General features: G+C 59.7%; 12 protein-coding genes, 1 tRNA gene and 1 pseudogene. 4 read left to right on the top strand and 10 right to left on the bottom strand.

What is annotated here, in order from left to right:
• Nucleotides 1-127: 127 nt before the first annotated feature.
• Entirely contained in the window at nt 128-1159 is a 1032-nt protein-coding gene (locus AB7F49_RS33465) for an NAD(P)H-dependent glycerol-3-phosphate dehydrogenase (protein ID WP_428530327.1), read from the top strand.
• Between the two features lie 105 nt (nt 1160-1264).
• Here the strand turns inward: AB7F49_RS33465 and AB7F49_RS33460 are convergent, their stop codons facing one another.
• A complete protein-coding gene (locus tag AB7F49_RS33460; protein ID WP_428530335.1) occupies nt 1265-1573 on the bottom strand; it encodes a glycine zipper domain-containing protein in 309 nt (102 codons plus the stop codon).
• A 134-nt stretch (nt 1574-1707) separates the two neighbouring features.
• Nucleotides 1708-1825: transfer RNA gene (locus AB7F49_RS33455), tRNA-OTHER, on the bottom strand.
• A 182-nt stretch (nt 1826-2007) separates the two neighbouring features.
• Here AB7F49_RS33455 and AB7F49_RS33450 point away from each other — a divergent pair.
• Nucleotides 2008-2187, top strand: a pseudogene (locus AB7F49_RS33450) (integrase core domain-containing protein); the annotation flags it as partial.
• 1245 nt (nt 2188-3432) lie between these two features.
• Complete coding sequence (locus AB7F49_RS33445; RefSeq protein WP_428530325.1) at nt 3433-4200, top strand: hypothetical protein; 768 nt, start codon at nt 3433-3435, stop codon at nt 4198-4200.
• 84 nt (nt 4201-4284) lie between these two features.
• Here the strand turns inward: AB7F49_RS33445 and AB7F49_RS33440 are convergent, their stop codons facing one another.
• From AB7F49_RS33440 to AB7F49_RS33415, 6 genes are read right to left on the bottom strand one after another with little or no spacing between them, the layout of a single operon-like run.
• The gene (locus AB7F49_RS33440) at nt 4285-5169 is read right to left on the bottom strand and encodes a class I SAM-dependent methyltransferase (protein WP_428530333.1); all 885 of its coding nucleotides are present in this window, start codon (nt 5167-5169) and stop codon (nt 4285-4287) included.
• Nucleotides 5170-5217: 48 nt separating this feature from the next.
• Entirely contained in the window at nt 5218-6723 is a 1506-nt protein-coding gene (locus tag AB7F49_RS33435; RefSeq protein ID WP_428530323.1) for a multicopper oxidase family protein, read from the bottom strand.
• A 36-nt stretch (nt 6724-6759) separates the two neighbouring features.
• Entirely contained in the window at nt 6760-7179 is a 420-nt protein-coding gene (trxC, locus tag AB7F49_RS33430; RefSeq protein WP_428530331.1) for a thioredoxin TrxC, read from the bottom strand.
• Nucleotides 7180-7208: 29 nt separating this feature from the next.
• Complete coding sequence (locus tag AB7F49_RS33425) at nt 7209-7925, bottom strand: sulfite exporter TauE/SafE family protein (RefSeq protein ID WP_428530329.1); 717 nt, start codon at nt 7923-7925, stop codon at nt 7209-7211.
• A 19-nt stretch (nt 7926-7944) separates the two neighbouring features.
• Nucleotides 7945-8499 carry a rhodanese family protein gene (locus tag AB7F49_RS33420; protein ID WP_428530321.1) on the bottom strand — a complete coding sequence of 185 codons (555 nt, stop codon included), beginning with the start codon at nt 8497-8499 and terminating at the stop codon, nt 7945-7947.
• Between the two features lie 17 nt (nt 8500-8516).
• The gene (locus AB7F49_RS33415) at nt 8517-8843 is read right to left on the bottom strand and encodes an ArsR/SmtB family transcription factor (RefSeq protein ID WP_428530319.1); all 327 of its coding nucleotides are present in this window, start codon (nt 8841-8843) and stop codon (nt 8517-8519) included.
• A gap of 95 nt (nt 8844-8938) precedes the next feature.
• On the opposite strand from AB7F49_RS33415, the gene AB7F49_RS33410 reads away from it, so the two are divergent.
• On the top strand, nt 8939-9823 hold the full coding sequence (locus AB7F49_RS33410; protein WP_428530317.1) for an MBL fold metallo-hydrolase: 885 nt from the start codon (nt 8939-8941) through the stop codon (nt 9821-9823).
• 386 nt (nt 9824-10209) lie between these two features.
• Here AB7F49_RS33410 and AB7F49_RS33405 read toward each other — a convergent pair whose 3' ends face one another.
• On the bottom strand, nt 10210-10578 hold the full coding sequence (locus AB7F49_RS33405; protein ID WP_428530315.1) for a hypothetical protein: 369 nt from the start codon (nt 10576-10578) through the stop codon (nt 10210-10212).
• Nucleotides 10579-10602: 24 nt separating this feature from the next.
• Nucleotides 10603-12716 (bottom strand): efflux RND transporter permease subunit (locus AB7F49_RS33400; protein WP_428530313.1); only part of this gene is annotated, 2114 nt, incomplete at its 5' end.

Raw genomic sequence — 12716 nt, 5'->3', positions numbered from 1 at the left:
AGATTGCCGCCATGACGACTTTCTGTGCTTCTGCTGAGTGCTCGTTCACGACCGCCGGCGTATTCGACATTTCCGGCGGCCGAGCGACTCACTGAGCTGCTGCCCACTTCCTGCAAGGGAGATAGACATGACCAGCGTGGCCATCATCGGTGGCGGTGCGTTTGGGACCGCGATGGCATGCGCGGCGCGCCGGGCGCGCCTCGACGTGAAACTGTGGGCGCTGGAGAAGGAAGTGGTATCCGCGATCAATGGCGGCCTCGGAAATCCCTACTATCTGAGGGGCACTCCGCTCGAATCTGGAATCATTGCGGTCACTAGCCTTTCGGAGGCGGTCGCCGGAGCCGAATTCGCGTTGCTGGCGCCGCCTGCCCAGCACATGCGCGGGGTTGCCGAGCGGCTCCGGACGGAGTTGCGTCCACGGACCCCGATCGTTTCCTGCTCGAAAGGCATCGAACGCGGCACTTGTGCGCTCATGCCCGAGGTGATTACCGAAGCTGTCCCGGGAGCAACGACGTTGGTGCTAGCGGGGCCGTCGTTCGCGGCCGAAGTGGCTCGTGATCTTCCCACCGGTGTCACCTTGGCCTGCGCCGACCGGTCGGTGGCCGGCTCGATCGCGCTCGCACTGAGCAGCAAGAATTTCCGGATCTACACCTCTGATGATCCCGTGAGCGCGACCGTTGGAGGCGCGTTCAAGAACGTGCTTGCGATCGCCTGCGGCGTCGCCTTGGGTCGCGGCATGGGCGAGAATGTCCGTGCGTTGCTCATCGCACGCGGCTTCTATGAGATGGCCCGCATTTCGCGGGCCAAAGGTGGTAATCCCCTCAACCTTCTGGGACTCGCCGGTGCTGGCGATGTGACTCTCACTTGCATGGGCTCGCAGTCCCGAAATCTGATCTTCGGCATTGAGCTTGGCAAGGGGCGGTCCGCCGCTGAAGTCTTGGCTTCGCGCAGGGAGGTCACGGAAGGAGTGCATAACGCTGCCTCCTTCACCGAACTCGGAAAGAAGCTTGGCGTCGAAACACCGATAGCGGCGGCAATCGACCAGATCGCCAATCACGCCGCGCCTATCGAGAAAACCTTCGAGCAGCTGTTGTCCCGGTCCACCGGACATGAGCTCGGCGAACTGACCCTGACGGCGGATGCTGAGGTGTCGGTCTAGGGGAGCACGTCGGCTGAGTTGGTGGCAGCCGCTCCAATTCGCGAGTGCTCTGATGCCCCGCCGTCGATTTGATCAGACCCTTCCGCCACACCCCGGCGTCACTGTTCAATAATAGCAGTGGCGGGGATGGACGCGGACCCATGCACCGTCCCGACGATGCACATAGCAACCCTCGCGCCAAGCGTAGTAACCTCGACGATTGCGTTGCGCTTCTTGGGCAATGATAGCACCCGTGGCCGCACCGATAATTGCGCCAATAGCGGCACCTTCGCCACGACCCGTTGCAGCTCCGCCGATAATGGCGCCGGCGGCGCCGCCCAGCAGTGCCCCGCCGAGCGGATCCTGTGCGGCGGCAGGTTCCGCGCTGACAAGACTGCTAGAGACCAGCGCCGCAAGCATGAGGGTCCGCAACATCCTCTTCTCCTCTGGAACGAACGATGTGTCTTTGTCTACGAAACCGTCGGGCGACGTTGCTTGATCCATGTCAAGCAATCATTAAAAGCGAGAGAGCGGCGACAAGCAAAAAGACGCAGCGGTGCTGCAGGCGGTGCCGGATAGGGGACTCGAACCCCTGTTTTCGCCGTGAGAGGGCTTTGGAGGGTATTGTAGGGCGAAATCTTCTCTTAATTTTCAATAACTTAGAAGAGATCGTTCGACAAATCCGACAGAATCCCTCAACAAACGTGGCGTTATCGCCCCACTTGGATGGCCGTCCGTTTCACCGCGACGATGTATGCCGATGACAGCTTCCGCGATGCGCCGCGAGAGAATCCGACAACCACTTGAGCGTTATCGCCCGAGGTTGCACGCTCCGTTGTCGGACTTTTTTTCCCTTGGAAGACACTCCCATGAAACCCCATCCCCTCGCGCGCGCGAATTCAAAGGCGCAGTGGGCAAATGCGAGAATCGCGGACGTCAAAGCGGAGATCGATCGCTTCTTCGGCAACTGGCGGCGTCACTACAACACCGTGCGGCCGCACTCATCGCTGGGATGCCGACCGCCAGCACCTGAAGCCCATGTCTGGCCAGCAACAACAACGGTGGCAGAAATGCCGGCTCTAAACTAGGGTCTGTACCCAGATAGCTCATTGAATAATTTGAGCCCTCGCGACGCCAGATCCGCTGGACCCGATCGCTGACCTCGGGCCATCGAGATATGCCGACTTTTCGTTTCAGTCGACAGGACGCTCGCGCATTTGTCTCCTATTTGAAATCCATCCGTGCGCCCTAAATGTCCGCCCGGTCCGTTCATGCTCGGGGTTGGCGTTGCGCGTCGAGCCTGTCTGCTTGGATTGCTCCGACCAACAACCAGCAAGTTCCCCGCGAACGAACTCGGGACGATCAACGCCCGCGCGTTCGATTCCAGTCGCCCCCGCTACCCCGCGATATCTCTGCAAAGCGCTGAGGTTTCGATCCAAAAAAGCGACTTAAAAACAATTACTTACGAGAACCGCACTAAATCCGCGAAGTGCGGAGGTTTAGAGACAAACGGGTCAAGAGAGAGAATTTCAGGCCCCGACGGGTGCACCGCAGTGCGGAGGTTTGCGCGCGAAGCCCGTGGTTATTGGCGATTTCACCCGCACCAAACCCGGCGGAGAAATTTGCGCGAGGAAGGACTGGCGGAGGGAGAGGAACTGCCAGCTAAACCTCTCCGAATTTGTGGCGTGCTGTCCTGCCAGAGGGAGAGGAACTGACAGCCAACCCAACCCGCCTAAGACGTTCAAAGTGCCTCGACGAAGCCATCGTCGCGCGAGAAAGATCAACGCGCGGCGCCCTTCAGGCGTCTACACGTCATCATTCACCATGTCTGACAATCCGGTTGAGGTTCAATTTACCTCAACCGGGTGTCTCAGTTACCCGTGCAGCATCCCAACCTGAAGGTCATAGGTTCAAATTCCATCCTTGCAACTAAATTACGCTGCCAAATCAGCGACTTGGCGGCATTGCCGCTTTTGCGCTTATGTTTCGATTCCGCATCTAGAAGCCCTGTAAAAGCAAGACGCGCGACGTCGTTCGGGGCAAAGAGAAATCCAGAACGCTATGATTGAAGTCATTGATCTGGATGCTCGTAGGCAGTCCATCAGTGGTCGTGAGACGGCGTCCAAGGAGCTGTCGGATACTGTTGAAAGGTAACTTTTCGCCGATAACGGCGATTGCCGAGTATGGGAACTTTTCGGAAAGTGAGACCCAATTTCTGCTCGGGAAAGTCTTCTGGCGTAGGTGTTGCGGACTATTGGCTGAAGGGACGTAATGCAAAAGTACGGAGTGAACCCATGACTACCCTGACTGCCGCGTCACCGCGAATTTCAGCGCGCTCGGGTGCCACCAGTTTCTATCTGTATATGTCGCTATGCTGTGCCGCCGTTGCCTTCATCGGCTTCGCCCCGACCTATTGGCTGCCGCTTGCGTCGAAGACGCTGAAAGTGAATCCTGTGGTTCACGTTCATGGCGCGCTGTTTTTCTCGTGGTCGCTGTTCCTGGTCTTTCAGACTTGGCTTGCGTCATCGGGACAGATCGCCCGGCATCGCTCGGTCGGCATGATCGGGGTGTCGTTTGCGACGGCGATGACCATTTTCGGCACGCTGGTTGCCATCAACGCGATGAAGGAGGCGGCGGCAATCGGGATGCGAAGCGAAGGAATTGCCTTCGCCGTCGTCCCGCTGAGTGGCATCGCGTTCTTCGCTATCGCGTTTACCCTTGCCGTCGTCTACGTTCGCCAGCCGGACGTCCACAAGCGATTGATGCTACTGGCGGCGATCTCGATACTGGACGCAGCGGTTGCGCGGTGGTTTCTGACGTTTCTGGCGCCTCCCGGTGCAGTCGGTCCGCCTCCCGTCGCGGTGGCCATTCCCCCGGCGATCGTCGCATGGCTGCTTGTTGTTGCGGCGATGGTTTTCGACTGGCGCACACGCGGCAGGCCCCATGCCGTATACGCGATCGGCGGAACGGCGCTACTACTGATCAAGCTACTAAACTTGCCGCTCAGTGCGTCGCAAGGTTGGCACGCTTTTGCCGGCGGAGTTCTGGCGCTCGCGCAATAGGGCGATCGAATAACGTGGGGATTTGCTGCAGAGCATCTGTCTGTTAGTGGTCGATTTCGGACGTTAGTACGCGAGTTCCGCGTGTCACGCTTTCCGAGCGATCAACTCGACTGGTGCGATGTGGCCTTTGGATATATTCTGGATCATATTTTGCACCTTATCCGGTGTGTTCCGGCCCATCAAAATATGAAGCCCAAGAGGTGGCGGGCCACCCGCTGCCGCGGTTTTGACTCGTAACTGATCAAAGAACGCAAGCGCGAAATCACGCCGGTTACGTTCGGCAATGATCGAAAAGCCGGCCGCTTGCAGCGCCTCCCGGTATTGAGCAGGCTTCGCCACCGCACTTGACGTTACCGTTGCGGCCCACGGAACAGGGTAGGTAAGCTCACCATCGCCAACCTTCATGACATCGTAAATCCCGAAAAGTGCATTTGATTGCAGGACACGGCTAACCTCCGAACAAAGTTTTGCTTTGTCGTCGATATTCATACCTACATGCAGCATGTATGCTCGATCGAAAGCGCGATCAGCAAATGGCATTGCAAGCGCGCTGCCTTGATGAAGTGAAATACTGTTGTCCAGCCCGACCCACCTGCACAGGACTTTTGCGGTCTCCACATATTCGGGCGTCAGATCAATTCCAGTCACCCGACACCCATACCGGTTGGCAACAAAGCGCGTGGCTCCCCCAAGGCCACATCCTACATCGAGTACATGCTTTTCTGGAGAGAGGTCGAGTTGACCGAGAAAATCTTCGGATGCCTGACGGCCTCCGATATGGAACTCGTCAACGGCAGCGAGATCATCGACGGTTACGGAATTGGTGGTTTTGCCAAGGGATTCGATCCCACTGCGGATTGCGGCGGCCAAGCCTCCATGCGTGTAGTGATCGGATATATCTTCCTGAGTTGGCATTGTCCGCTCCTGAAAAAGGTAAATGTAATTAAGCTTGCCTATGATATGACTCACCGCCAACGTCTAATCCACGTAGCATGTCTAACCCAAAGCGAATCCGGCTCACGCTTGGCCAGTCGTTTTGAATTGGCCCATCATCCCAGCGTCCTCGTGTTCCAATGTATGACAGTGGGACATGAACGGGCCGTGCGCCGCAGGCTGCGTGAAGCGCACGAGTAGCTCGACAGGCTCTTGCACCAGAACAGTGTCTCGCAAAGCGCTATCTTCGGTCTCTGGCCCGGAGCCGGCTCGGCTCAGGACTTCAAAATGGACGCCGTGGATGTGGAAGGGATGCGCCATCATCTCGCCCGTGACCTCCCAGATCTCGGTATCGCCGAGCCTGACCGTCTGATCAATCCGCCCCATGTCAAAGGGCCGCCCGTTGATGCCGAACATTCCCATCATGCCCATGCCCCCTCTCATCACCCCCATGCCACCACGGCCCATCATGCCATGGCCCATGGTTAGGACGAACCGGCGTCGCTGCGAAACCTTTGCGGGGTCAACGAGCTCGCGAGCGACCAGGCGATTGGGGATACGGACCTGCGCCGCGGGTTCGCCTTGAGGTGTGAAGCGAACAACCTCAGCGGAGTTGCTAAGCGAGTCGCCCATGGCACTCATCATTCCCATCATACTCATCCCGAACGTCGGGTCGGGGCCGGTACGCAACGACACCGCTCGCCCGTCAGAGAAGTCGACCAAAAGCTCGGCGCGCTGTCCGGGAGCAAGCCATAGCGAGCGGCGCGGCAGTGGTTGTTCGAGAAGACCCGCGTCGCTGGCGATCCAGTAAAAATTGCGGTCGTCGCTGAATGAGAAATCATAGACGCGTGCGTTGGAGCCATTGACGAGGCGAAGGCGAGCGAGGCCGCGCGGGACGCGCGCTAGCGCGTTCGGGGTGCCGTTGACTAGAATCGTATCGCCTCTCATGCCGTGCATGAGAAACATCGAATGCCGCGGATAGATGAGGCGATCATCCTCAAAGATCTTGTCCTGCACAATGAGCGGGAGGTCGTCGACACCATAGGTCGATGGCAGGCCGAGCGCCTTCTCCGCCTCGTCTGCAACCAGGATCATGCCGGCGAGACCGCCGTAGACTTGCCGTGCCGTCTCGCCGTGCATATGAGCATGATACCAGAGCGTCGCGGCTGGCTGATCGATCTTCATGCGCGGGCGCCAGGTGGCGCCGGGCTCAATAGGCTGGTGCGGGCCGCCGTCCGCTTCCGCTGGGACCAGGAGGCCATGCCAGTGGACCGCAGTCGTCTCGCGCATGGCGTTGGTGACCGCGATCTCGACCTCATCGCTGCGGTGTAGACGCAGCGTCGGCCCGAGATAGCTGCCGTTGAAGCCGCGGGTGGCGGATTCGATTCCGGAGAAGAATGTCGTCCGCCCTGCTTGGGCGGTCAGGGAGATTGTGTTCCCCTTGCTTCTCGCATCGATCAACTCCGGGATGCGGAGCGGCTGCCCCTCCGCGGCCTCCGCTCGAAACAGGTTTGCTCGGAAGCCGGCGGTGGCCACCAAGCCCGTGCCGGCGACGCCGGCAAGAAGAGATCGCCGAGTGATGGCTTTCATGAAGTCCTCCTTTTGTCGAGCCGCCCCACCGAATTGCTAGCCGCTAAACTGCCGTACCCATTTCCGAAGCGTGGCGAGGTTGGTCAGCCCGGATTGGCGCGCCAACACCGATCCGTGCTTGAGCGCAAACAAGGCCGGTATGCCTTGCACGCCAAGTCTGCCCGACAGCTCGGGATTGTCGTCGACGTTAATCTTGATGAAGCGCGCTCGCGGCTCGAGTTCTTGCGCAGCACGATCCAAGATCGGCGCCGTGGCGCGGCATGGACCGCACCAGGGTGCCCAGAAGTCGGCGATCACCGGGATGTCGTTGCGCCCCGTGTGCCGGTCGAAGCGGCGACCGTCCAATTCAATAGGTCGGCCCTCGAACAGCCTTGCCCTGCACTGGCCGCAGACAGCTTGAAGGGCAGGCCGGTCGCGCGGGACGCGATTGACCGCGTCGCAGTTCGGGCAGACCACGTGGATTGTGTTGAACACGAGAGCCTCCGTTAAGCCAGCCCGAGAGTGCGGACCAGCATGTAGACCGCCACCGCGAAGATCAGCGCGGCGAAGACTGTGTTCAAAGCGACGATAAAAAGGACAGCCAAGGGCCAATCCACGAAACCGGAGTAAGCGTAGTTGGCAGTCGTGGTCAGGCCGAAGGCTGCGACGGCCACGAGCGAGGATGCGACTGCGTTCAGGATCGGCATGCCAGTGGCCATAACCAGGGCCGGCACGATCAGAAAACCCCCGCCGATGCCGAAGAAGCCAGACAACGCGCCAACTGCGAGGCCAAAGCCAACAAGCTTCGGGAAGTTCTCCCGCGAGAGCCTGACCGAGAGCTCTCCGACCATGTTGCGGCCGCGAAGCATGAGGATGCTGACTACCATCATGATAACCGCGAAAAGAGCGAGTAGCCTCTGGCCGTCGATCGCCTTTCCGATGCTAGAGCCGAGAAAGGCACCGACAACACCGGCTGCTGAGAGGACGAGGGCGCAGCGCCACTTCACGTTTCCGGCGCGCGCGTGACTGGCGAGGTTGGCTGCGGCACTGGCCGCGACCGCGAGGGCGCTCGTCCCGATAGCTACATGCGGACTGGAAACGCCGACGAGATACACGAGAAGTGGCACCGCGAGGATCGATCCGCCGCCACCGACGAGGCCGAGGGAGAAGCCGACCAGCGAGCCAGACGCGAGACCGAGCGCGCCCTGCGTCAGAGTCAGCAGCATAGACCGCTCCTCGACGTTACGCTTTCTTGGCTCGCATAGGCGAGCCATAGACGACGCGGTTCCACGGCGCCCTCATGAGGACGTGCGCCATGCCGCAGAACCCGGTCACTCCAGCGGTAACGAGGCCTGCCCCCACGAATGCCGGCACAACGAAGAACCAGGGCGACATCAGGAGGCCGAGCAGGGTTCCTGCGAGAGCGAGACTGCCGGCGCCGATTTGGACTTGTCGTTGCAGTTCGAGGGGCTGGCGGCGGTCGGTCACGACTGGGAGGCCGGCCTTGCGCCATGCATCAAGCCCGCCCTCGACAACGAAGGCCTCGCAAGATGGACCAAGTTTACCGGCGAGGCGGGGCGCATTCGCCAGCGTGCGCACGCCGCTCTTGCAATGGAAAATAACTGGCTTGCCATGGTGAACAGCGACATCCATCTCGTCGAGGCTGGACAACGCCATATGGCGGGCGCCGGGGATTTTCTCGCGGGCGTGCTCGTCCGCCTCGCGAATATCGATCAGGACGGCGCCACCATCGAGAAGGCGCCGCGCCTCGGACGGCTTGATTGTGGGGAGTGACATACACGAAATCCTTTCTTTCAGCGGCTCTTGCGCGGCTTGCAAAACAGCTCGTGCAGGCTGGCAAAGAGCTGCTCGATGCGTGGATCAGCGATGCGGTACCAGAGCGTTTGGCTTTCACGGCGGAATGCCACGAGACCTTCCGCCCGCATCCTGGCAAGATGCTGGGACAAAGCCGATTGCGACAGGCCCACAGCCTCGGCGAGTGCGGTGACGTTGCCCTCGCCCCATTCCACCAGCTTGCACAGGATCATCAGCCGGCGTTCGTTCGCGAGCGCACGGAGGATATCGGCGACCTCGGTCGCCTTCTTCTCAAGGGTCTCTGGATCAAAAGCTTGGCGGGCCACCTGGCTTCCTCTCTGGATTAGGCATTGCTTATTTAGGAAATTCTAATATCTTCGTCAAGGTAAGCCATAGTGGGCTGTCGAACGGAGGTTCAACCATGCCAGGTCAGCCAATTATTCGGGCGTTTTTCGACGAACCGACGAACACGGTCAGCTATCTGGTCGCCGACCCCGCAACGAAAAGGGCTGCGGTCATCGATCCGGCGCTTGATTACGACCACAATTCTGGCGAGGTCGACACCCGCTCAGTCGAAGTGATTCTGCGCGCGGCTAAGGAAGCCGGGTACACGATCATATGGACGCTGGAAACCCACGCCCACGCCGACCACCTGTCGGGCTCACCCTATATCAAGGCGAGGACGGGCGCGAGGATCGGCATCGGGGAGCACATCCAAGAGGTCCAGCGCATTTTCCGCCCGGTGTTCAATGCAACCGATCTGAAGACCGACGGGAGCGACTTCGACAACCTGTTTCGGGACGGCGAACGCTTCAAGATCGGCAACCTGGAGGCGGAGGTGATCTATACGCCAGGACACACGCCGGCCGACGTTACCTACAAGGTCGAGGATGCGGCGTTCGTGGGTGACACGCTGTTCATGCCCGATTACGGGACGGCGCGGGCCGATTTCCCCGGTGGAGATGCGCACCAACTCTACCAATCAATCAATCAGCTGATGCAGCTACCGTCTGAGACCCGGCTGTTCATGTGCCATGACTACAAGGCGCCTGGCCGCGACAAATACGAATGGGAGACCACGGTCGCCGAGCAGCGCGCCAACAACGTGCACGTGAAGGAGGGGGTCACAGAAGATGAGTTCGTGGCGGTGCGCACCGCTCGCGACGCCAAACTTTCTGCGCCACGCCTGCTGCTGCCTTCGATCCAGGTCAATATCCGAGCCGGCAAATTTCCGCCTGCGGAGGCGAACGGGGTGAGATATCTGGCGATGCCGGTCAAGTTCAAAAGCCCGGTGCCAGCCACTTAACTAAGGCTCAGAAAAACGAGCTGCTTATCCAACGCCAAGTTTGACGGGTCGAACCATTACTTCGGGCATGAGACGCTGAACGTCCTCCGGCCTGCACAGGCCCGGTACCCGGACTCAGCAAGGCCGCAGAACCGGCAGCAGTAGCGACGCTCAAAGCGGTCCTGAGATCGTCACCGCGCGCGAGGCTCCAGTTAATCGCCCCCAAGAAGTGACACCGGCGCCGACTACACTTGCCACTTTGATCGAAAGCGCCTCGGCGCGAAATACACTGGGGGCAGATCAAGTTGCTTGGGCAATCGCGTTGGCAGTAAAGGAAACCAGGAGCGCCAACGCCAGTAGTGCCATATGAGGTGTCATGGTCGTGTCCGTTTTCTGGTTTCACTCAGTTAGAATTTGGCCTGCACGGTGCTTCCCGAATGTGTCGTGATTTGCACGGCACCTTTCGGATTGGAGGGTAGATCCACCGACGACGTTCCGCTCAGGCGGTTCTCACCGGCCGGCGTCAATGATATGCGCTGAGGCTTACCCTCGATGACGAAGATCGCGGTTCCTTTGAAGCCGTCGGTGGTCACGGCCTTATCGCTGTGGTCTCTCAGGAACACTTGGAGAGTTGTGCCCTTCGGTACGACCTCCACGTGGAAGCTTCCGGCATCCGCTTGAACGCCACCATTCGCTCCCGTCTTCGGACCATGCGCGAGAACGATCGATGGCACCGCAAGCAGCGCGGCAACAGTGACAATGGCTTTCAGGTGCATCACAGTCTCTCTCCTCTCGGTTCGTCAGAAAGCTTCGGCGGGCGATGGCCACCCCGCGGTCGTGGATTTCGCCTGAGCATCCAAAATCAATCGCTCTAGCGGCTTGCGACCAAAGCGAAGAAACAGAACGGGCGTCAGGAATGTGTCGAGCAGCGTGGCGCTGATCAGGCCGCCAAATATGGTGACGGCGACCGGGTGTAGTATTTCCTTTCCCGGTGCGGAAGGATCGATCAGCAGCGGCACCAGTGCGACACCGGCCGACAGGGCGGTCATCAACACTGGCGTAAGACGCTCCAAGCTGCCGCGTACCACAAGTTCGCGCCCGAACGGCACCCTTTCGTGGATCGCCAGATTGATATAGTGGCTGATCTTGAGAATGCCGTTGCGCGCCGCGATGCCGGTCAGCGTAATGAAGCCGATCATCGAGGCGACCGATAGCGGTTGCCCGGCGATCCAAAGGGCCGCCACCGATCCGATCAATGCCAACGGGATGTTGCCCATTACGATGAACGCAAAGATCGTGGAGCGGTACCGGCTATAGAGAATGGCGAAGATCATCAAGAGAGAGAGCAGCGATAGTGCGCCGATCGCGCGACTCGCCTCTTCCTGCGCCTGGAAAGTGCCTTCCAGCCGGGTGTAAAAGCCGTTGGGCAGGTTCGTGATGGAGACCTCGTGTCGGATTGCGCTGACGAGCTGCGCCATATCGGCGCGGCCATCGCTGTTCGCCAGCACAACAACGCGCCGACGTCCGTTTTCGCGCAGAATCTGGTTCGGCCCTTCGGTCTCGCGGATGTCGGCAATCTGGCGGGCCGGAATCCAGCCGACAGGGGTTTCCACCAACAGATCGCCGAGGCGTTGCGTGGTCCGTAGACGGTCCGGCAATCGCAAGGTCACGTCGAACCGGCGATAGCCATCGATCACCCGCGATATGACGCGTCCGTTGGAGAGCCTGCTGATCTGATCGATGAACGCAGCTGGCTGGACGCCATAGAGACCGGCGCGCCCATAGTCGACCCTGATTTCCAGCTGCGGGATCAGAACCTGCTTTTCGACCTGAAGGTCGACAAGGCCCGGAATCGATGCCAGGCGCTGGCGCAAACCTTCCGCCGTCGTTCGCAACGTATCGAGATCATCTCCGAAGACCTTCAGAGCGATCTGGGCGCGCACCCCTGAGAGCATATGGTCAAGTCGGTGCGAGATTGGCTGGCCGATGTTGATGGAAACGGGAAGCACGGCGAGCCGGGCGCGAAGATCCGACACGATCTCGGTCTTCGAGCGAGAACTGGGCTTCAGATCAACCTCGATTTCGGACGAATGAACGCCCTCCGCATGTTCGTCCAGTTCGGCCCGGCCGGTTCGCCGGCCGACAGCCTTGACCTCGGGTACCTCCAGAATGAGCCGTTCTGCGATCAGGCCAACCCGATGCGATTCAGCAAGTGAAATCCCGGGGTTGAACAGCATATTGATCGTAAACGTGCCCTCATTGAATGGAGGCAGAAAGGCGCGTGGGAGAAGTGTGGCTGCACCTGCCGCTGCGATGACTGCGACAACCGCAGTGAACATCAGCGCCCTGGGATGTCGGAAGACCCTATACAGCAACGCACGGTTTCCGCGCTTCAAGACACGAACAAGAGCGCTGTCACCGTGTTGCAGGCGCTTAAGATGCGGCAGCATGTAATAGGCCATCACCGGCGTCAGAGTGACGGAGACCGCAAGGCTGGCGAGAATTGAGATGATGTAGGCTTGGCCGAGAGGAGCAAAAAGGCGGCCTTCGATTCCCGACAGCGCGAACAAGGGCACGAAGACCAAAACAATGATCATCGTCGCATAAACGATACCCGAGCGTACTTCTTGTGAGGCCGAGACGACCACGTCGAAAACTGATCGCGGATTTCCCGCTTCCCTGTTCTCTCGCAACCGCCTGAAGATGTTCTCGACATCGACAACCGCGTCATCCACGAGCTCGCCGATCGCGATGGCGAGCCCGCCCAACGTCATCGTGTTGATGGACAGACCAAACAGATGGAAAACGACAGCGGTAATCAGAATCGACACCGGAATCGCGGTTAGGGAAATCGCCGTGGTGCGCCAGTTCAGAAGAAAAGCGAACAGGACGACCGCCACGACTATCGCTGCTT

Origin of the sequence: Pseudorhodoplanes sp. (assembly GCF_050250235.1) — a bacterium.
Classification (GTDB): Bacteria; Pseudomonadota; Alphaproteobacteria; order Rhizobiales; family Xanthobacteraceae; genus Pseudorhodoplanes.
This window is presented reverse-complemented; position numbering and strand designations above follow the sequence as displayed.

Coding starts and splice junctions, on each gene's coding strand:
- AB7F49_RS33465 (WP_428530327.1), top strand. CDS start 128: ATGACCAGCGTGGCCATCATCGGTGGCGGTGCGTTTGGGACCGCGATG.
- AB7F49_RS33460 (WP_428530335.1), bottom strand. CDS start 1,573: ATGTTGCGGACCCTCATGCTTGCGGCGCTGGTCTCTAGCAGTCTTGTC.
- AB7F49_RS33445 (WP_428530325.1), top strand. CDS start 3,433: ATGACTACCCTGACTGCCGCGTCACCGCGAATTTCAGCGCGCTCGGGT.
- AB7F49_RS33435 (WP_428530323.1), bottom strand. CDS start 6,723: ATGAAAGCCATCACTCGGCGATCTCTTCTTGCCGGCGTCGCCGGCACG.
- AB7F49_RS33420 (WP_428530321.1), bottom strand. CDS start 8,499: ATGTCACTCCCCACAATCAAGCCGTCCGAGGCGCGGCGCCTTCTCGAT.
- AB7F49_RS33410 (WP_428530317.1), top strand. CDS start 8,939: ATGCCAGGTCAGCCAATTATTCGGGCGTTTTTCGACGAACCGACGAAC.
- AB7F49_RS33405 (WP_428530315.1), bottom strand. CDS start 10,578: ATGCACCTGAAAGCCATTGTCACTGTTGCCGCGCTGCTTGCGGTGCCA.